The sequence below is a fragment of the Arthrobacter sp. 8AJ genome, from assembly GCF_902506025.1.
Classification (GTDB): Bacteria; Actinomycetota; Actinomycetes; order Actinomycetales; family Micrococcaceae; genus Arthrobacter.
The window spans coordinates 378,731-397,826 of sequence record NZ_LR733289.1 but is presented as its reverse complement, the minus strand read 5'-3'; the positions used below and the strand labels follow the sequence as shown (position 1 = coordinate 397,826).

Here is a 19,096-nt window from a genome sequence, read left to right as displayed (position 1 = left end):
CTTTTCGGTTGCTGGTGGGGGCTGCTGGGTTAATTACGCGATGGAGCCGGCGCGGCGGCCGAAGACGGCGCCTGCCGCAAGCCCTGAGCCGCCGGGGTAGTTTCCACTGAACAGACCGCCCAGCGCTTCCCCGCAGGCATACAGCCCTTCGAGCGGTTCCGCGTCTTCGGTGAGCACGCGGCCCCAGATGTCCGTCTTGAGGCCACCGAAGGTGAAGGTGATGCCGCAAGTCACCGGAAAAGCGTAGAACGGGCCGGTGGAAATGCTGCGCGCCCAGTTGCTCTTGGGCGGGTGGGTATCGGCGCGGCGTCCGTCCTTGACGTTGGGGTCAAAAGGCGCACCCTCAGTGATGGAGGCATTGAAGGCCTGCACCGTTTCCTCCAGCCCCTCGGGACTGATGCCGGCTTTCTGGGCCAGCTCGGCGAGGGTCGGCGCGGTGACCACCGAGACGCCCGGCATGTCGTACTCCTCGGCCCGCAGCATGGGGCGGGAGGAGCCGTCAAAGATCTGGAAAGCAGCCGATCCCGGCTGGGCAAGGATGTCCCGGCCGTACTTCGCGTAGGTGTAGTTGCGGTAGTCGGCGCCCTCGTCCACGAACCGCTTGCCCTCGCTGTTCACCACGATGCCCAGCGGGTACCCGCCGCGGGTGAGCTGGTTGGTGAGCTCCAGGTTGCTCTCGTTCTCCGGATGCCAGGCGTCCCAGGCCACGCTGTGGCAGGTGGACCAGTCGCCTCCCCTGGCCGCCCCGGCGTCGAGGGCAGCGAGGATCATCTCCCCCGTGTTGCCCGGCGTGCCGCGCACCTTCGCGTTCTGCCAGCCCTCACCCAGGTGCTGGCGGCGCAGTTCCGGTGAGGCTTCAAAACCTCCCGAGGCGAGGATGACCGACTCGGCCCGGAGCTCACCTTCCCCGGATGGGGTGCGGTACCGGACGCCGCGCACGCGGCCGTCCTCCTGGATGAGGCCGGTGGCTGCGCAGTCATAGATGACCTCCACGCCCATGCGCTCCGCGGCGGCCCGGTGGTCGGCCATGAGCCCCTTGCCGCCACCCACGTTGCCCACGTGCAGGCCGCCCCAGAACAGATACCCGCCATCCTCGGTCCGGTACGCCTGGCGCTCGTACATCAGGCGGTATTTGAGTCCCATGCCCTGAAGCCAGCGCAGGGTCGGGTTGCTTTCGCTGACCAGGACCGCGGACAGATCGGGGTCGTTGCGCCCTTCAGAGACCTTGGACAGATCGGCGAGGTATTCGGCGGCGGTGTAGGCGGGGACTTCGCTGGCGGCGTGCCGCTCATCAGGTTCCACGAATTCGATCAGCTCCTGGAGCCCGTCATGGGAGATGCGCGTGGCACCGGCGGTGTAGAAGCTGTTGCCGCCCGATGCGGCTTCCCGTGCCTTTTCCAGCAGGACCACTTTGCGTCCACGCTCGGCGGCTGCAAGTGCTGCCGCGAATCCGGCGTTGCCGCCGCCCACTACCAAAACGTCGCTCTTGATCATCATCAATCTCCTCAGCTCCATCGCTGTACACGATTGTATACATAAGTATGCCGTCGCATGCAATAGCGTCTTGATGCAGGCTTTAGGGGTTCGGCGGGAGAGGTTTAATGCCGGAGCGTGCGGCTATCCCAGGCGCGGGCTGCTGATTTCCTGGGCGTCGATGTACATCTGGATGCGGATGTTCTTGGCCTCGTCCATGTGGGCGCTGGCGATGCGGCCGGCCTCCTCCGCGTTCCGCGCGCGGATGGCCACCAGCAGCTCCTCGTGCTCCTTCAGCACGCGGTCCCAGCGCTCCTTGGTGGAGAGCGTGGTGCCGGGGTAGCGGATGAAGTGGACCAGGATCCTGTCGAGCAGGTCAAGGAGGGCTGCACTGTGGCTGGCGGCCCAGATGCGCTCATGGAAGGTGCGGTTGGCGGCGGCCAGTTCAGCCGGGGTGGCGGCTTCAAAATCAAGGGTGACCATGGCCTGGTGCGCGCGGTCGATCAGCATCAGGTCCATGTCTGTATGCCGGAGGGCAGCAGTTTTTGCGGCCGCCTCCTCCAGGAAGGTCCGCACCTCATAGAGGTCCAGCATTTCCTCCGGGCGGTACTCCCGCACTTGCATGCGTGAACCGTAGCGCTCCACGAGCCCCTCGGTTTCGAGGCGCCGCAGCGCCTCCCTGATGGGCGTCCGGGAGACGTTGTACTTCTTGGCCAGGGCGCTTTCGACGAGCTGGGCACGGGGAGGCAGCTCCTGCGAGATGATGGCGTTCCTGATCATCAGGTAGGGGCTTGTCTCTGGTTGCGACGCCACGGGCGGCCTCCGGTCTTCACGCAAGCAAGCGGCAGGGCGCGCCGGCGCCATACCTTTAGCCGCAATTCTAACGCACTGCATACCGTTTCAGCGCGGTGTGAACACCATGCCGATTTTTCGCACACTCGCCGACGCTGGCAGGCGCCCAACCCGACGTGTCGGTATTCATATTTGCAGGACTGTTGCTTAAGTCATAGTAACGGTATACCGTTTGTGACCAACGCCATACAGCAGGCCAAATACCGGATTCCGGTTGGCCCAGCTTTGAACATTTACCCGGCGACTGCACACGGCAGCGCGGGGTATTCCAGGAGAACCAATGACGCTTCTATTCAGGGAAGAGCCGCAGGCCGGCACCCTCCCGGTCACCCCGGTACCGGCCACCCTCGTCCGTGGCGGCACCAGCAAGTGCTGGATATTCCGGGACGAGGACCTTCCGGCCGACGCCCTGGAGACGGACCGTCTCCTCATCCGCACCTTCGGCTCGCCCGACCTTCGCCAGATCGACGGAGTGGGCGGCGCCTCCTCCACCACCAGCAAGGCCATCACCGTGGCCGGCACCGACCGGGACGGAACGGTCCACTACCGGTTCGCGCAGGTGGCCATCGACAAGCCGGCCGTCGAGTGGGCCAGCAACTGCGGCAACTGCGCAACAGCGCTGGGCCTGTACGCGCTCCACGCCGGACTGGTCGCTCCCACCGGGGAAGTCACCCGGGTCCCCATCCTGAACACCGTGACCGGGCTGCGCCTGGTCTGCGAGATCCCCACCCCGGGGGCGCAAGTGCCGGCCTACGGCGGGCGGCGCCTCGACGGCCAGCACTACCCCGGCGTCCCCATCGACGTCATCTTCCAAAAAGCCTCATGGTCCAGCTACGGAGCACAGTTCCCCACGGGCAACGCCACGGACGAGGTTGAGGTCGACGGGAAGCGGTACCGGGCAACACTGATCGACGCCGGCGCCCCGGCTGCGCTCTTCGAGGCCCAGGACCTGGGGCTGGACGCAACCGGCAGCGAGGAAGCCTTGGAGGCCCTGGTCCGGCTTGCCCCGCAGCTGCGCGCAGCGGGTGCCCGCAGGATGGGCCTTCCGCAGGACCTCACATCCATTCCGAAGGTTGGCATCGTGGGGCCTCCGCCCACGGGCGCAACCGGCGTCTCGGCCCGGATGATCTCGATGACCGCACTGCACCCCGCCATCGGTCTCACCAGCGCGGTCGCCGTCGCTGCCGCCTCAGGCACACCAGGCAGCGTGGTGCAGCGCAGCGTAGTTCCGGCGGCGGAGGCCGGACTCTTTATCCACCTACTGAAAGGCAAGACGGCGCTGGCATTGGATGCAGCCGATCCCGCTGAAGTCTCCTTTCAACGCTCGGCCCGCGTCATCAGCGAAAGCACCATCCTGGTGCCCAGTGACTGAAGAAACCCCTACCGGAAAAACCCAGCCAAGGAATCAGCCATGAAAATCAGCATTCAAAACCTGCAGCTGAAGTACGGAAGCTTCACTGCCATCGAAAACCTCAACCTCGACATCGAAGACGGCGAGGCCCTCGTCCTCTTGGGCCAGTCCGGTTGCGGCAAGACCAGCACCATGCGCTGCATCGCCGGCCTGGAGGAACCCACCTCGGGGCGGATCATCATCGACGACGTCGTGGTCTTCGACTCCGAAAAAGGCATCAACCTGCCCCCGAACAAGCGCAACGTCGGCATGGTCTTCCAGTCCTACGCGGTATGGCCGCACATGACGGTGGCCCAGAACGTTGCCTACTCCCTCAAGCAGAAGAAGCTTTCCAAGAGCGAAATCGATGAGCGCGTCATGGAGGCCCTCACGCTGGTGGGCCTGGAGCCCTACGCCGACCGCGGCGCCAGCCTGCTCAGCGGCGGCCAGATGCAGCGCGTCGCCCTGGCGCGCAGCCTGGTCATGCGGCCCAGCGTGCTCATGCTCGACGAACCGCTCTCCAACCTTGACGCCCGCCTGCGTGACCGGCTCCGGGTTGAACTGCGTGAAATCCAGCTCCAGCTGGGGCTCACCTGTGTGTACGTCACCCACGACCAGCACGAAGCCTTCGCCCTGGCAGACCGCATCGCCCTGCTCCAGGGCGGCCGGATTGTGCAGATGGGCGCCCCGCAGCACATGTACGAGGCACCCGCCAGCGCCTCGATCGCCCACTTCCTGGGCGTTTCCAACATCATGGACTGCACCCCGGAGGGCACCGCCACCGGGTCCACCACCGCACGCATCACCAACAGCGAGCTCACCATCCAGTCGGCGCAGCAGGCCAGCGACGCCGGCACATCCCCCAAGGTGTGCATCCGGGCCGAGGACCTGCAGATCACCGCCATGCCCACCGAACACCCCAACTCGTGGCCGGGAACGGTCCGCGTGGCGGGCTTCCAGGGCAACGACATCCGGTACGCGATCCAGCTGGAATCCGGGCCCGAGCTGGACGCACTGGGCGGACTGCGCCGCGGCGAACAGCACAAAGTGGGGGACCGCGTATGGGTCACCGTCAACCCCCGCGAAGTCCAGATCCTGCCGGCTGAGGTCCTCGCATGAGCCTCAAGACCACCGAGGCGGCCACCCGCGCCGAGGCGCGCCTGGCGCCGAAGCCCGAACCCCGGGACTACCGGGCTGCCCGGACCCTCTCGGGCCTCCGGAAAAACACACCGGGCCTCATTGTCCTGGTCATCCTCGGCGTCCTCATCGTCCTTCCGCTTGCCCTGGTGCTGCTCGCCGCGTTCTCGGACAGTGTTCCCCGGCCGGGCAGCATCTCCCTGGGCGGCCTGACGCTGTCCAACCTGGCGCTGCTGGCCACCCCGGAAGCACTCGGAGCCCTGGTCAATTCGCTCATGGTCGGCGCCGGCTCGGCGCTCATCGCCCTGCTGATCGGCGCGTTCCTGGCCTTCGTGTGCGCCCGTTCCGATGCGCCATGGCGGAAGTTCATCTTCTTCATCGGCATGGCGCCGATGTTCATCCCGGCCCTGGTGGGCGCCCTGGCGTGGTCGCTGCTGTGCTCGCCGAGCGCCGGCTACATCAACATCTTCCTCCGCGACCTGGGCATTGATGCCGCCATCAACATCTACAGCCTGCCGGGCCTGGTGTTCGTGCTGGGAATCTTCTACGCCCCGTACGCCTTCCTGCTGCTGCACAGCTCGCTGTCGATGATGAACGCCGACCTCGAAGAGGCTGCCACCGTCCACGGGGCTCCGCTGCGCACCATGCTGCGGACCGTCACCCTGCCCCTGGCCCTGCCGGCCATCCTGGGCTCCGCCGTCCTGGTCTTCGCGCTGACGATGGAAAACTTCCCCGTTGCCCAGGTCATCGGCAACCCCGCCGGCGTGGACACACTGCCCACCTACATCTACCGCCTGATGAGCGCCACTCCGGCCAAGAGCAACCAGGCCGCCAGCGTCGCTGTCATCCTGACCGTTGCGCTGATGGCCGTGACCCTGATCCAGCAGCGCATCATCAACAAGCGCAAATTCACCACCATGACCGGAAAGGGCAACCGTCCCCGCCAGGTACCGCTGCGCAAGATGCGCTGGCCCTTCACCATCATCGCCCTGGCCTACTTCGCGGTGTCCGTCGTCCTGCCCATGCTCGCCCTGCTCGCCGCGTCCATGCAGGCCACCCCGTTCGTGTCCTCGATGTCGCAGCTGCTCGAGGCCAATTCCCTCAGCTTCGCCAAGCTGATCGAGGTCCTGGGCTCCAACGACTTCCAGCTCGCCCTCAAGAACAGTGTCCTGGTGGCCCTGATCGCAGCCTTCGCCGGCACCACGCTCAGCTTCATCGCCTCCTACATCCGGTACCGCACCAAGTCCAAGGTGGGGCGCCTGATCGAACTGGTCGCCATGACCCCCCTGGCCGTCCCCGCCATCGTCATGGGCATCGGACTGCTCTGGACCTGGCTGCTGCTGCCGCTGCCCATCTACGGCACCTTGGCGATCCTCGCCGTCGCCTGCGTTGCAGTGTTCATGCCCCAGGGCTACCGCGGCGTCTCCGCGTCCATGCTCCAAATGGACCAGGACCTCGAGGACAGCGCCGTGATGCTCGGCGCCGGGCGGACCCGGTCCGTCCTGGACGTCACCCTGCCCCTGATGCGCGTCGGCATCATGTCCTCGTTCCTGCTGTTCCTCATGCTCTCCATGCGTGAGCTCAGCGCCTCCATCTTCCTCTTCACCTCGAACACCCGGATCCTGTCCATCCTCGTATTCGACAACTTCGACAACGGCCAGAGCCAGGCAGCTGCAGCCGTCAGCGTCCTGTACTGCCTCGTCATCGGAATCCTCGCCGTCATCGCCCAAAAAGTCGGCGGCGAACGCAAGACCAAGAACTGACCTCACACCCACCTTTGAAAGGGACACCCACAATGAAGTTAGCGTCCAAACTCCCCGCCCTCACCGCCGCCGGAGTGCTCCTGGCCCTCAGCCTGACCGGCTGCGGAAGCGCCGCCCAGAGCGCCGGCGTCGTCACGGCCAGTGCGGCGGTGAAGACCGACGACGGGCTGGTCATCAACGGCGAGTCCATCGCGGACAAGGCCACCTATGAGAAGGCCAAGACCCAGACCCTGTCCCTGTACTCCGGCTACACCGACTCGTCCGAAAGCGCGCTGGTGGACGCCTTCACCAAGGACACCGGCATCAAGGTCAACGTCGTCCGCCTCACCCCGAACAAGCTCTCCGAACGCGTTCTCTCCGAACAGGGCGCCGGCAAGCTCAGCGCCGACGTCATCCGCACGTCCGACTACCGGATCGCCAAGTCCATGGAGGACGCCAAGGTCTGGAAGGCCTACGACGTCCCCGGCGCATCGGCCCTCAAGGACGTTTCCGTGGACGGCGGCCAGTTCACCCGCATGTTCAACTCCGTCTACACCCTGGGATACAACACCCAGCTGGTGAAGGAAGCCGATGCCCCCAAGTCCTGGGCGGATGCCGTCGGCGGCAAGTGGCAGGGCAAGCTGGGCATCGTCCAGGGCGGTTCGGGCGGCAGCACCGCAGCGCTGAACAGGTTCATGGAAACCAAGATGGGCGGCGACTACTTCGCCAAGTACGCTGCGCAGAAGCCCAAGATCTACGATTCCCTGGGTGCTGAAGCCACCGCACTGGCCCGCGGCGAGGTGGCCGTGGGAACGGTCACCATCAGCGGCACCAACATCTCGGCCGTCCAGGACAAGGCTCCGGTCAAGTTCATCGTCCCCGAGGAAGGCCTGGTCTCCTACGACTACTACCTGGGCATGACGGGCACCGCCACCAACGTGGAAGCCGCGAAGGTCTTCATGAACTACAACCTTTCCAAGCAGGGCCAGCAGGTCTTCGCGCAGATCGGTGAATACCCGGTCCGCACGGACGTGGCACCGCCCACCATCATGGGCGTGACCCTCCCCGCCGTCGATTCCGGCAAGGTGTACCGCATGCAGAACACCGACGCCGTGACCTTCGGCAAGGACGATCTTGCCAAGTGGAACCAGGTGTTCGGCTACACCAAGTAACCCCGAAATCCCGCGCCTGGGGACCCGGCATCCGCCGGGTCCCCAGGCTTTTGGGTTTCACCCACCACCAGGAGGCCCCGTGACCGCCGCCCCGGAACTTCCGCTGCCCCGGAACCCCTCATCCCTGCTGGTCCTCCAGGACGGCAGGACCGTCGTCGAACTCGGCGACACCACCCGCGCCAGCTACGTCGCCTCTGTGCGCAAAAGCCTGCTCTCGGTCCTGTTCGGAATCCAGGTGGACGCCGGCACCGTGAGCCTCGACGCCACCCTCGATGAGCTCGGTGTTGATGATGTGGGCGGCCTGCTGCCCCTTGAGAAGACGGCGCGGCTCCGTGACCTCCTGACCTCGCGGTCGGGGGTCTACCATCCGCCCTCCAGCCCGGGCAGTGACGAGGATGCCTTCCCTCCCCGCGGCACAAAAGCACCGGGTCAGTACTTCGTCTACAACAACTGGGATTTCAACGCCGCCGGCGCGATCTTTGAGAAGGCCAGCGGCCTGACGGTCTTTGACTCGTTCGAGAAGTATCTGGCCGGTCCGCTGGGATTCGACGACTACGACTCCACACGCCAGCGCATGCTCGGGGACGCCCGAAAGTCCGCTTTCCCGGCCTACCACCTCTTCCTCTCCGCCCGGGACCTGGCAAAGATCGGGCTGCTGCTGGCTGCCGGCGGGCAGTGGGAGGGCCGGCAGATTGTCCCCCGGGAGTGGGTCAGGGACAGCGTGGCCACCCATGTCAGGCGCGCCGACATGGCGCCGGCCACCGGTTTTGGCACCTGCGACTACGGCTACCTGTGGTGGCTGCCCCGGGAACCCGGCCCAAAGTGGGAGGGGGCGTTCCTGGCTGCGGGCAACTATGGCCAGTTCCTGCTGGTCCTGCCGGCAATCCGCGGCGTCATTGTGCACCGGCGGTTCGTCAGCGACAGTTTTGCCATTGCCCGGAACACCCGCAATGCGGCTTCGGCGGCGTCCCCGGCTCCGGTGACCCACGCCGAATTCATGGACCTTGCCCGTGCGCTGGTTGCCGGCCCACTGGCCCGGTAGGCGTCAGGAAGGACAGTGCACGACGGCGGCACCCTCCTGTGTCAGGACGCCGCGCCCTTGGCGATGGAACGGAACACCTTGGTTGCCTGCTGCGCCGCGGGGCTGAGCCTCCGGTTTTCCAGGTGGGCCAGGAGGATGCGGCGCTTCGGGGACCCGGCGAGGGGGACCGCCACGACGTCGGGGCGCAGGGCCGTCAGCGCCAGCCTGGGTGCCAGGGCGATCCCGATGCCGGCGGCCACCATGCCCTGTGTCTCCTGGTAATCGTTAGCGGCGAACGCGATCCGCGGCTCGAACCCGGCGTCACGGCATACCCGGCTGAGGACGTCGGCCACGGGGTGTTCGTCGCGCACCACCCATTCCTGGTCGCTCAAGGCGCCGATGCGGACCGAGCCTAGTTTCGCAATGGGGTGCTCCCTCGGTACCAGCAGCACGGTGGGATCGTTCGTCAGCCTGACCAGGGCAAGGTCGGGGTCCTCGATCTGCTGCCAGGGATAGTCCCACAGCAGCGTGAGCTCGATTTCCCGCCGCCGCAGCCGTTCCAGCAGGCCGTCCCGGCGGGCGCTGACCACCGTCACAGCCACCTCGGGGTGGCGGGCGCGAAACGCCAGAACCACGTCCGGCATCAGGGAGGCCCCGCCGGTGGGGAAAGTTCCAAGCCGGAGCTGGCCCCGCCGAAGGCCTGCGAACTCCCCCATTTCGGCGCGGGCAGCTTCCACGGTCCTGTCGATGTCGTCCGCGTAGTGCAGCAGGGCGTGCCCCGCCTCGGTCAGGACCACGCCCCGGGGATGGCGCTCGATGAGGACGACGCCCATCTCCTGCTCGAGTTTCGCGATCTGCTGCGAGACCGCCGAGGTGGTGAAGGAAAGGGCGGCCGCAGCGGACGTCAGGGAGCCGGAACGGCCCACCTCGCGGAGCACATGGAGCCGGTGGAGATCGAGGATTGCCATGTACTGAGTTTAGCAAAAGTAGATAGTCGTCCATTTATTTGCGATTGTGCTGAAGGCTCGCATACCGGATCGTAGAAGTACAAGGTGCTGTGAAGTAGAGCACCTGCAAGTTACGAGGGAGAAATACAGTGGGACTCAAAGGACATTGGTACCGGGGCGGCACCAGCAAGTGCTGGCTCTTCGATGCCAGGGACGTGGCCCTCCACGCCCCCACCCGCGAGGAAATCCCCGCACTGCTGTCAGCCGCCTTCGGCGCAGCGGATGCGCGGCAGCTGGACGGCGTCGGCGGTGGAACGTCCACCACATCCAAGGCTGCAGTCATCTGGGCAACCCCGGGCGCCGAGGCAGACCTCGACTACCTTTTCGCCCAGGTGGGAATCGGTGACCCCACCGTGGAGCTCGGTTCCAACTGCGGCAACTGCGCCACCGCCATTGCCCTGTTCGCAGTCCAGACGGGCATCGTTCCTGCCCGGGACGGCATGACCAAGGTCCGCATGCGCCACGTCACCTCCGGCGCGGTGCTCAGCGGAGCGGTTCCCACTCCCGGTGGCCACATTCCCAAGTCCGGCCTGGCCCGGGTTCCGGGCAGCAGCGCCGCCGGTGTTCCCGTCAGCCTCTCGTTCCACGGCCCCTGGGGCCAAAACACCGGCGCACTTCTGCCGACCGGCAACACGGTGGACCAGCTCCAGGTCAACGGCCGGACCGTGGCCGCAACGATGGTGGACGCCGGCGCCCCTGCCGTGCTCCTCGCAGCCGACCAGGCCGGCGTCGACCTTTCCTCAATGACGGACAACCTGACCGCCCAACTGCCGGACCTCATCGCGGCACGGGCATCGGCCGGCCTCATCATGGGGCTCCGGAAGCCTGAGGATCCGCCGCAGAACGCTGTACCGAAAGTCGGGGTTGTAGCGCCTGCCGGCGACTACATCGCCGCGGACGGAACGACCATTACTGCCGGCAGCCACGACGTGCGGGTGCGGATGCTGTCCATGCTCGCACCCCACCCGGCCATCGGCCTGACCTCGGCCGTGGCAGTTGCCCTGGAATCCTCGCTGCAGTCATCGGTCGTCGCCACCGCAGCAGGCCAATCGCCCTCCACCGGCGCCGGAACCCCGCGCTTGCTGCGGGTCGGGACGCCCGCGGGCGTGATCACCGCCGAAATCATCACCGATGACACCGGCGCCGTCAGCGAAGTGGCCCTCCACCGGGCAGCCCGCCACATCGCCACCGCAGACATCGACGTGGCCCCCGCCGCCGAGCTGTCCGCCTAAACCCCCCACCTCTTTGCCCCATTATTAAGGGGCCGCACCAAGCAGGAAGTTGTTCAATGAAGATCAAATCCATCCTCGGACACCTGTATGTCCAGGTACTCATCGGAGTCGCCCTCGGCGTCGTTGTCGGCGCACTGTGGCCGGACCTCGGTTCGTCCCTGAAGCCCATCGGCGACGGCTTCGTGAAACTCGTGAAGTTCATGATCGCCCCGATCGTCTTCTGCACCATTGTGGGAGGCATCACCTCCCTGCGGGACACCAAGAAGGTGGGCCCCACCCTGATCCGTTCACTGGGCCTCTTCTACGCACTGACCGCACTCGCCCTGGCCCTGGGCCTGGCCGCTGTGACGCTGTTCCAGCCCGGTGCCGGCATGCACATCGACCCCACGCACCTGGACTCCTCGGTGGCGCAGAAGTACACCACGCAGCTGCCCAGCAGCAACCCCGTGGACTTCATCCTGAGCATCATCCCCACCACCTTCGTTGGTGCCTTCGCCGACGGTGAAGTCCTGCCCGTGCTGGTCATTGCCCTGCTGTGCGGCTTCGCCTTCAGCAAGCTCGGCGCACCGGGCAAGCTGGCACTGGACGTGGTCAACAGCTTCAACAAGCTGCTCTTCATCATGTTCGGCTACATCATGAAGGTAGCCCCCCTCGGAGCCTTCGGGGCCATGGCCTTCACCGTGGGCAAGTACGGCGCCCACTCCATCGGCAACCTCGGCATGCTGATCCTTGCCTTCTACGCCGCCTGCATCGTGTTCGTGGTGGTTGGCCTGGGCGTCCTGGCCAAGGTGACCGGCTTCAGCCTGTGGCAGATCCTGCGCTACTTCAAGGACGAATTCCTGATCGTCCTGGCCACGTCCTCCAGCGAACCGGTCCTGCCGCGCCTGCTGTCCAAGCTCGAGCGGATCGGCTGCGACCGCAGCGTCGTGGGCCTCGTGGTCCCCACCGGCTACTCCTTCAACCTGACCGGCACGGCCATCTACCTGACCCTGGCCTCCATGTTCATCGCCCAGGCCTGCGACATCCACCTCAGCTGGGGACAGATCCTGCTGATGCTCGGCATGATGCTGCTGACCTCCAAGGGCGCGGCGGGCGTCACCGGCAGTGGTTTCGTGGCCCTCGTGGCGACCCTGACGGTCATGCCCACCTTGCCGGTGGCCGGCGTGGCCCTCATCGTTGGCATCGACCGCTTCATGAGCGAGGCCCGCGCCCTGACCAGCACGGTCTGCAACATCGTCTCCTGCGTGGCAATCGCCAAGTGGCAGGGTGAGCTGGACATGGGCAAGCTCCGCTCCGAGCTCCAGGCGGGCTTCGTGCCCACCGAGGCGGAAAAGATCCAGCTGGCCGAACCGGCCCTGGCCCACTAACCGGCCTGCAGGCCAGCACCCCCCCGTGTTTGCCCGGGATCCCAGCAGGGGTCCCGGGCAAACCCTTGCAAGGGGTACTACTTCACAATCCCCACGGAAAGGACCCGGAATGAGTGAGCGCCAAACGGAACAGGAAACAGCGGAAGACTGCGACGCCGGCACGTGCTTCTACTGCCAAAGCCCGGAAACCGACTAGGGCCGAGCCGTCGGGCCGGGGCTGCGAGGCAACGGGCCCTACACCCACTGCTCCCACACCGTCAGCTGCAGGTTGACGGTCCCGGACGAGCCAGCCACAACAGCACCAGCCCCCGCGGAAGGGTCGACGGCGGCACCCGCCGTGCCGCCGTCGTCGTCCCTCCCATCAAAACCAGCATTCCCGGCAAAACCAGCCCGGCGCATCAGGCGCGGACCGCCGCAACAGCCCCGTCAGCGGAACGCACCGGCGTCTCCAGCCCCAGGTGCCCGCGGAGCGTGGTGCCCCGGTACTCCGTGGGGTATACACCGCGTTCCTGGAGCTCCGGCACCAGGTGGTTCACGATGTCATCCAGCCCGCTGGGGACCAGCCACGGCGAAATGTTGAACCCGTCCACCGCACCCACCCGCGCGTACTCGGCCAGCTGGTCCGCCACCGCGGTGTAGGAGCCGGTGAAGGTGGAATCGATCCGCGCGGTCTTCGACGTGACGAACTGCCGGATGGACAGCCCCTTGTCCTTGGCCTCGGCCCGCCACTGGTCCGCAAGCTGCCGGGCCTTGGCACCGTGGAAACCGCTGCCGCGGGTCTCGGACGTTTCTTCCACCGCCGGATCGATCTCGGGCAGCGGCCCGTCGGGATCGTAGGCCGAGAGTTCGCGGCCCCAGAACTGCTCCAGGTAGGCGATGGCCTGCTGCGGGCCGATCTGCAGGCTCCGCACCCACTCCTTCTTTTCCGCCGCCTCGGCAGCGGTCGGCGCCAGGATGAACTCACTGGCCGGCATGATCTGGACGGCATTCGCCCCGCGCCCGGCGGCCAGGGACCGCTCCACCAGGTCCTTGCGGAACTCCACGGCGTCATCGAACTTGGGGTGGGCGGAGAAAATCACGTCCGCCTGCCGGGCGGCGAAGTTCCGGCCTTCGGGCGAGTCCCCGGCCTGGAACAGCACCGGCCGGTACTGCGCGCTGCGCGGCAGCCGCGGCGTCACGTCGACCGTGTAGTGCCGGCCCTCGTGGAGCACCCGGCGGGCGGGGCCGTCCGGCGTTTCCCACGAATCCCAGATCCGCTTGGCCGCCTCCACGAACGCCTCTGCATGCTTGTACCGGTCCGCGTGGTCCAGGTAGCCGCCGCGGCGGAAATTCGCCCCGGTCCAAGCGTTGTCCGTGGTCACGATGTTCCACGCCGCGCGGCCGCCGGAAATCAGGTCCAGCGATGTCAGCCTGTGGGCCAGGTCCGCAGGATCGTTGTACGTGGTGTTCTGGGTAGCCACCAGGCCGATGTTCTTCGTGACGGACGCCAGGGCGGCCAGCATGGTCTGCGCGTCCGGGCGGCCCACCACGTCCAGCGCGTGCGGGCGTCCCAGGTGTTCCCGCAGGCGAAGGCCTTCGCCAAGGAAGAACGCGGCGAAGAGTCCGCGCTCGGCGGTCTGGGCGATGCGGCGGAAGGATTCGAAGTCCGTCTGCGAGCCTGATTCGGGGGCCTTCCAGATGGTGCCGGAGTTGACGCCCTGGAAGAAGACGCCGAACTGGATCTGGCCGCTCGGAGCGAACACCTCGGATTTAGCACGGGTGTGCTGTGTCATGATTTTCCCCTTACTTTCCGACACCGGCAGGCGCAGCGGCGGCGGTTGCGTAGCGGCTGGCCGGGCGGTCCAGGCCCAGCAGGTCGCGGAAGGTGCCGTCCTGCACTGCCGGGCGGAGTGCCCCACGGCGGCGCAGTTCCGGCAATACCAGGCGGCCAAGTTCCTCCAGGTCAACAAAGAGCGACGCCGGGTGCAGCCGCACGCCGTCGGCCTCCTTTAAGAGGTCGGCCAGGAAGTCGGTGAGACCGGGCGCGGAACCTGCGAAAGCTGCCCGGCCGCCGTCGAATGATGCACCGCGTGCAGCCGCGGCCTGCCCGCGGGCGTCCAGCACGACGTCGAGCTCGGCAACCACCGCGACGCCGGCACCCACGCGGGCGCGCACGTCACGGACCTCGGCAGCCAGCAGTTCCGGCGTCGGGGCGGACACCAGCACGGCGTCCACGGCCTCCACCGGAATGCCGCCAATCAGGGAAGCCGGGGCCAGCACGGGCAGTTGCCCCTGGAGCGGCCGCGGAATGATGGATGGCCCCTTGACGGAGTAGCCGGCGCCGGGAAAGCCGGCAGGCGTTTGGAAGTCCGCATAGTGCAGCTTGTCCACGTCGATGTACCGGCCGGTGGCAACGTCCCGGATCACGGCGTCGTCCTCCCAGGAATCCCAGAGGCGCCGGGATACCTCGATGGACGCCGCGGCCTCCTGGCCCAGCGCGGCACCGGTGACGGAAGAACGGCCGACGGCGGCGGCAGCCTCCGGCGATTCCGCCGCCGTCACGATCCACCCGGCCCGTCCCCCGGAGACGTAGTCCAGGCTGGCCAGCTGCGTGGAAACGTGGAACGGCTCCGTATATACAGTGTCAATTTCGGGGACCAGGGCGATGGTCCCCGAAATGGGCCCTGCGAACGCGGCCCGCTGCAGGGCATTGGCACGCCCCGGTGCGGGCGCGTCGGTGAAGGTGGCGGCGTGGAAGCCCGCGGACTCGGCTGCCAGCACGGCCCGGGTGAGGTCCGCACCGTCCCAGCCGGCGCCGTCGAGCTCAATGGCCAGGAAGCCCGGGTTTTCAAAGGTACTCACTGCTGGTCCTGACGTTCGTAGGGAATCTTTTCGCCGGCCTCGATGGCCACGGGCAGCCGGTTTTCCGCCGGGGGCAGTGGGCAGGTGGCCAGGTCGGTGTAGGCGCACGGCAGGTTCACGGAGCGGTTGAAGTCCAGCAGCACGGACCCGTCCGCTGCCGGCACCACGGAGAGCGAGCGGTTGGCCGCGTACGTGGTCTTGCCCGAGGTCTGGTCCGTGAACAGCACCGACAGCGAGCCCGGGGCACGGCCGTTGAACGCGGTCAGCGCCAGTTCCTGCCCGGCCAGTTTGAAGCGGATCTCGCCCGGGGCCTGGTACACGTGCTGGATGCCTTCGACGGCGGCGCCCACCGTGGTGGGCCGCGGCGCCTCGAACGGAACGAACGTCCCCCGCACCGCGTAGGCCGCATCGGGCGAGTAGGCGGGCGTGCCCTGGTAGTCCCGCAGCAGCGGATGGGAAGGGTTCCGCGGCCGGACGATGTACTCGCCGCCACGCTTGGCCAGCTCAATCACCGTCTCGCCGGACGCCAGGTTGATCCCGCTGCGCTCCTCGATGGGGCCAAACTCCAGCGAGGTTCCGGCGGCGGTATTCAACTCCCTGCCGTCCTGCTGCAGGCTGTCACCCGGTTCCAAAACCACGCGGACGACGTCGGCTTCCACGCTCCAGGTGCCCGGGGCGCCGTCCAGCCGCGCGGGTTCGCTGCCCAGCCAGTGCAGGTGCGTCACCGCCAGGAACCCGTGGGGATGGGCCCGCTGCCGCTCGTGGTCCGCGCGCCATTCCTGCCATTCGGCGTCGAAGGCCTCAAGGGCGGTGTCAGTGTGTACTGCGTTCATGATGCCTTTCCTGCCTGTGAGGGAGCGGCCGTGGCGGTTGCCGGCGTGGCCGCGAAGTTCCCGTCGGTGATGGTTTTGGATTCCGGCAGGGCTTCCTCGGACAGGCCCCAGCGATCCAGCACCTTCCCGTAGGAGCCGTCCTGGATGACCTCGTTCAGCGCCTCGGAGATCACCGGTGCCAGCCCGTTGCCGCGCAGCGTGGTGGCGGCCACCAGGGTCTCGGACGGCCAGCCGGCGTTGACCTTGCCCACCACCTTCAGGTCGTCACGGGTGTTCTCCCGGTACACGGTGGACGGGTACGGAGCGATATTCAGGTCCGTGCGGCCGGAGGACAGCGCCAGGATGGTGTCGGCGTCGGACGAGTAGTACTGCAGCGTGGCCGGCGCCTTGCCCTTGGCTTCCAGCTCCTTGTTCCAGGCCAGCAGTATCTTCTCCTGGTTGGTGCCGGACCCCACGGAAATCTTCAGGCCGGAAATGTCGTCCGCGCCCTTGATGTCGTAGGCGGCGGACTTCTTCGCTTCGAACCCCATGTAGGCGGCCCGGTAGCTGGCGAAGTCGAACAGCTTCACCCGGTCCTTGTTCACGCCCACGTTGGAGAACACGGCCTCGAAGTCGCCGGACTGGGTCTTCAGCGGCCAGTTCTCCCAGGACGTGACCTGCACATCCAGCTCCAGGCCCAGCTTGTCCGCCACCAGCTGGGCAATGTCCAGCTCGGAGCCAATCGGCGTCTTGTCGTCCGTGGCGTGGAAGGACAGCGGGATGGACCCGGCGGTGGTGGCGACGGTGAGCTTGCCGTCCCTGCCGATCAGTTCCGGGACTTTGGCGGCGAGCGCCGCGTCCTTCTCCGCCCGGATCCGCTGCTGGTCCGGCGAGGTGTTGTACACGACGCCGTTGCGGGCCGCCGTCGTCTGCGCCCCTCCGCTGGGGTTGCCGGCGGCGGACGCGCCGGGGTCCGCGCAGCCGGCGAGCGCGGCTGAGCCAAGGAGCGCGGTGCCAAGGAGGACGACGGCGGGACGCACCGCGGGTGCGCGGCGGCGGCCGCTGGTGGGGAAAGCCATGGGAGTTCCTTAGATGTTGAAGGCCGGTTCGAGCACCTTGGAGAAGAAGCTCCGGGTGCGCGGTTCCTGGGGGTTGCTGAAGATGTCCTGCGGGGTGCCCTGTTCCACGATCTGGCCCTGGTCCATGAACACCACGGTGTCCGCCACGTCGCGGGCGAAGCCCATCTCGTGGGTGACGATGATCAGCGTGGTGCCGGACGTGGCGAGCTCGCGGATGACGTCCAGGACCTCGTTGACCAGTTCCGGGTCGAGGGCGGAGGTGGGCTCGTCGAACAGCAGGATCTTGGGGTCCAGGGCCAGGGCGCGGGCAATCGCCACGCGCTGCTGCTGGCCGCCGGAGAGCTGGCGCGGGTAGGCATCGGCCCGGTCCTTGAGGCCCACCCGGTCCAGCAGTTCCAGGCCGCGGCGGCGGGCTTCGGCTTTGGAGCGGCGCGCCTTGCCGGGTTGGTGCGCCACCACCGGCGCTTCCGCCACGTTCTCCAGCGCGGTGAGGTGCGGGAACAGGTTGAAGTTCTGGAACACCATGCCGATTTCGGTGCGCTGTTTCAGGATGTCCTTCTCGCGCAGTTCGTGCAGCCGGTCGCCGCGGACCTCGTAGCCCACCAGATGCCCATCGATGGTGATGTGGCCGCCGTCCACCTTTTCCAGGTGGTTGATGGTGCGGAGCAGGGTGGACTTGCCGGATCCGGAGGGGCCCACGATCACGGCCACTCCCCCGGGTTCCACCGTGAGGCTGACGCCTTTGAGGACTTCGGTGGCGCCGAAGGATTTGCGGACGCCGGTGATCTCCACCAGGCCGCGGGTGGCGGCGGGGGCGGTAAGGGTGTCAGTCATCAGAAGTTCCTCCGGGTGGGGACTGCCGCGTGGGTGGCGAAGAATTTGCGGGCCTTCTGCAGGGGCGTCAGCGGCAGGTTCCGCACCGCGCCCTTGGAGTAGTGCCGTTCGATGTAGTACTGGAAGACGCTCAGCACGGAGGTGATCACGATGTACCAGAGGGTGGCCACCAGCAGCAGCGGCAGGACCTGCTGCGTGCGGTTGTAGATGACCTGCACCGTGTAGAACAGTTCGGAGTAGGCCAGGACGTAGACGATCGAGGTGCCCTTGACCAGGCCGATGATCTCGTTGAACGCGGTGGGCAGGATGGCGCGCATGGCCTGCGGCAGGACGATCCGGGTGGAGCGGCGCCAGGCCGGGATGCCCAGGGCGGCCGCGGCTTCCAGCTGCCCCTGGTCCACGGAGAGGATGCCGCCGCGGATGATCTCCGCCGAGTACGCCGCCTGGTTCAGGGTCAGCCCCAGCACTGCTGCCGCGAACTGGCTGATCAGTGTGGTGGTCTGGACCTCGAAGAAGCGGACATCGGTGAACGGGATTCCCAGGCTGATCTTCTCGTACAGGTAGCCCAGGTTGTACCAGAGGAGCATCTGGACCAGCAGCGGCGTGGACCGGAAGATCCAGGAGAACGTCCAGGACACCGAGACCAACAGCGGCGACGCGGAGAGCCGCATCAGGGCCAGGATGAATCCGAGCACGAACCCCAGGACGCCGGAGATGGCGGTCAGCTTGAGCGTTTCCACCAGGCCGTTGACCACGGACTGGGCGGTGAACCACTGCGCCACCACACCCCACTCCCAGCGCGGGTTAGTGGCCAGGGACCAGGCCACCGCCAGGACGCCGAGCGCGACGACGGCGGTCCCCACCCAGCGCCACGGATGCTTTGCTGCCACTACCCGGTAGGACGAGTAGTCCGGGGCCGGCCGGGCGGCCGCCCCGTCGTCGGGGCGTCCGGTTTTCGGTGGCGTTTCCGCCGGCGGTGCCGGCTGCGGCTGTCGTGACTGCGCCACCGTCGTTGCTGCTGAACTCATGTGCCACCTCGCTTCTCGTCGTAGGATCCGGTTGGGCTGTTGCCCCGGGTGGGACCGTGCGGCCCCTTGCTGGCTGCAAATCTAGGACCGGCCGGAACTGGCCAGCAAG

Annotated in this window: 16 protein-coding genes; 7 read left to right on the top strand and 9 right to left on the bottom strand. The window is 67.0% G+C overall.

Features of this window, described 5'->3' with window-relative positions; genetic code table 11:
- Positions 1 to 33 precede the first annotated feature (33 nt).
- A complete protein-coding gene (gene tcuA / locus BACI349Y_RS01855; protein ID WP_159629941.1) occupies positions 34 to 1,497 on the bottom strand; it encodes an FAD-dependent tricarballylate dehydrogenase TcuA in 1,464 nt (487 codons plus the stop codon).
- 120 nt (positions 1,498 to 1,617) lie between these two features.
- A complete protein-coding gene (locus tag BACI349Y_RS01850; protein WP_236560687.1) occupies positions 1,618 to 2,286 on the bottom strand; it encodes a GntR family transcriptional regulator in 669 nt (222 codons plus the stop codon).
- Positions 2,287 to 2,605: 319 nt separating this feature from the next.
- Between BACI349Y_RS01850 and BACI349Y_RS01845 the strand changes: the two genes are divergently transcribed.
- The 5 genes from BACI349Y_RS01845 (at position 2,606) to BACI349Y_RS01825 (ending at position 8,808) form a co-directional block, all read left to right on the top strand.
- Positions 2,606 to 3,697 (top strand): PrpF domain-containing protein, encoded by a 1,092-nt coding sequence (locus BACI349Y_RS01845; protein WP_159629939.1) that lies wholly within the window; start codon positions 2,606 to 2,608, stop codon positions 3,695 to 3,697.
- A gap of 39 nt (positions 3,698 to 3,736) precedes the next feature.
- Positions 3,737 to 4,834 carry an ABC transporter ATP-binding protein gene (locus BACI349Y_RS01840; protein ID WP_109045441.1) on the top strand — a complete coding sequence of 366 codons (1,098 nt, stop codon included), beginning with the start codon at positions 3,737 to 3,739 and terminating at the stop codon, positions 4,832 to 4,834.
- Positions 4,831 to 6,615: an ABC transporter permease gene (locus tag BACI349Y_RS01835; protein WP_159629937.1), complete on the top strand. Its 1,785-nt coding sequence runs from the start codon at positions 4,831 to 4,833 to the stop codon at positions 6,613 to 6,615. Before BACI349Y_RS01840 ends, BACI349Y_RS01835 begins: the two co-directional genes overlap by 4 nt.
- Before the next feature lie 32 nt (positions 6,616 to 6,647).
- Positions 6,648 to 7,766 (top strand): ABC transporter substrate-binding protein, encoded by a 1,119-nt coding sequence (locus BACI349Y_RS01830; RefSeq protein WP_159629935.1) that lies wholly within the window; start codon positions 6,648 to 6,650, stop codon positions 7,764 to 7,766.
- Between the two features lie 79 nt (positions 7,767 to 7,845).
- Positions 7,846 to 8,808 (top strand): serine hydrolase domain-containing protein, encoded by a 963-nt coding sequence (locus BACI349Y_RS01825; RefSeq protein WP_159629933.1) that lies wholly within the window; start codon positions 7,846 to 7,848, stop codon positions 8,806 to 8,808.
- Positions 8,809 to 8,849: 41 nt separating this feature from the next.
- On the opposite strand, the gene BACI349Y_RS01820 is transcribed toward BACI349Y_RS01825, so the two are convergent.
- Complete coding sequence (locus BACI349Y_RS01820) at positions 8,850 to 9,755, bottom strand: LysR family transcriptional regulator (protein WP_159629931.1); 906 nt, start codon at positions 9,753 to 9,755, stop codon at positions 8,850 to 8,852.
- Positions 9,756 to 9,883: 128 nt separating this feature from the next.
- Between BACI349Y_RS01820 and BACI349Y_RS01815 the strand changes: the two genes are divergently transcribed.
- Both BACI349Y_RS01815 and dctA read left to right on the top strand, forming a co-directional pair.
- On the top strand, positions 9,884 to 11,026 hold the full coding sequence (locus tag BACI349Y_RS01815; protein ID WP_159629929.1) for a PrpF domain-containing protein: 1,143 nt from the start codon (positions 9,884 to 9,886) through the stop codon (positions 11,024 to 11,026).
- Between the two features lie 56 nt (positions 11,027 to 11,082).
- The gene (gene dctA / locus BACI349Y_RS01810; RefSeq protein ID WP_159629927.1) at positions 11,083 to 12,393 is read left to right on the top strand and encodes a C4-dicarboxylate transporter DctA; all 1,311 of its coding nucleotides are present in this window, start codon (positions 11,083 to 11,085) and stop codon (positions 12,391 to 12,393) included.
- A 398-nt stretch (positions 12,394 to 12,791) separates the two neighbouring features.
- On the opposite strand, the gene BACI349Y_RS01805 is transcribed toward dctA, so the two are convergent.
- Genes BACI349Y_RS01805 through BACI349Y_RS01780 form a run of 6 tightly spaced genes read right to left on the bottom strand, consistent with a single transcriptional unit; the run spans position 12,792 to position 18,987 of the window.
- Positions 12,792 to 14,165, bottom strand: coding sequence for an NtaA/DmoA family FMN-dependent monooxygenase (locus BACI349Y_RS01805; RefSeq protein ID WP_159629925.1), 1,374 nt, complete (start codon positions 14,163 to 14,165; stop codon positions 12,792 to 12,794).
- Positions 14,166 to 14,175: 10 nt separating this feature from the next.
- The gene (locus tag BACI349Y_RS01800; protein WP_159629923.1) at positions 14,176 to 15,234 is read right to left on the bottom strand and encodes an LLM class flavin-dependent oxidoreductase; all 1,059 of its coding nucleotides are present in this window, start codon (positions 15,232 to 15,234) and stop codon (positions 14,176 to 14,178) included.
- Positions 15,231 to 16,067 (bottom strand): DUF1684 domain-containing protein, encoded by an 837-nt coding sequence (locus BACI349Y_RS01795; protein WP_159629921.1) that lies wholly within the window; start codon positions 16,065 to 16,067, stop codon positions 15,231 to 15,233. Before BACI349Y_RS01795 ends, BACI349Y_RS01800 begins: the two co-directional genes overlap by 4 nt.
- Positions 16,064 to 17,125 carry a transporter substrate-binding domain-containing protein gene (locus tag BACI349Y_RS01790; protein ID WP_159629919.1) on the bottom strand — a complete coding sequence of 354 codons (1,062 nt, stop codon included), beginning with the start codon at positions 17,123 to 17,125 and terminating at the stop codon, positions 16,064 to 16,066. Before BACI349Y_RS01790 ends, BACI349Y_RS01795 begins: the two co-directional genes overlap by 4 nt.
- Before the next feature lie 9 nt (positions 17,126 to 17,134).
- Positions 17,135 to 17,959, bottom strand: a complete 825-nt coding sequence (locus BACI349Y_RS01785) for an amino acid ABC transporter ATP-binding protein (RefSeq protein WP_159629917.1) — start codon at positions 17,957 to 17,959, stop codon at positions 17,135 to 17,137.
- On the bottom strand, positions 17,959 to 18,987 hold the full coding sequence (locus BACI349Y_RS01780; RefSeq protein WP_159629915.1) for an amino acid ABC transporter permease: 1,029 nt from the start codon (positions 18,985 to 18,987) through the stop codon (positions 17,959 to 17,961). The genes BACI349Y_RS01785 and BACI349Y_RS01780 overlap by 1 nt, the downstream gene beginning before the upstream one ends.
- Between the last annotated feature and the right edge of the window lie 109 nt (positions 18,988 to 19,096).